Origin of the sequence: Photobacterium marinum (assembly GCF_000331515.1) — a bacterium.
Lineage (GTDB): Bacteria > Pseudomonadota > Gammaproteobacteria > Enterobacterales > Vibrionaceae > Photobacterium > Photobacterium marinum.
Genome location: NZ_AMZO01000066.1, coordinates 1 through 564 on the forward strand (window position 1 = coordinate 1; position 564 = coordinate 564).

A 564-nucleotide genomic window follows, 5' to 3' on the forward strand; every position below is an offset into this window, starting at 1 on the left:
GAAAGCATGGTAAGTTGGATTGGTCGAAACCAATTGAGCACTTTCCTTCTATGTCGAAATCCAAAGAAACGCCAGCGCAAAAAATTAAGCGACTTGAAAAAGCCCTCGCCAATGCCGAAATGAAGAACATGATTTATGGCGACATGGTGGAAATTCTTAAGAAAGAACATGGCATAGATTTAGAAAAAAAGTACTTAGCCGAACGCTCTGGCTTGCCAAAGAACAAGGGAAAGTAAAACTGGCTTCTGCATGCAGGCTGTTCAACTTATCCCGGCAAGCGGTGTATCAATGGAAACGACGTCTGGAGGCGCGTGCTGACGAGCTTTTGCCAGTGAAAAAAATGGTGATGTACTGGCGGCAGTTTATGCCACGAGTCGGCACTCGTAAGCTATATCTGTTGATTAAGCCCCAGCTTAAGCGGCAAGGAATAAAGTTGGGGCGAGACGGCTTATTTAAGTATTTAAAAAACGAAAATATGTTGGTCAAGCCAAGAAGGAACTACACCAAGACAACTAACAGCAAACACTGGCTTAGAAAGCATCCTAACTTGCTAAAAGAAAGAAC

At 43.4% G+C, this 564-nt stretch carries 1 pseudogene; it reads left to right on the forward strand.

Annotated features, from left to right (window positions below):
* Positions 1 to 564 (forward strand): annotated as a pseudogene (locus C942_RS24875) (helix-turn-helix domain-containing protein); the annotation flags it as partial.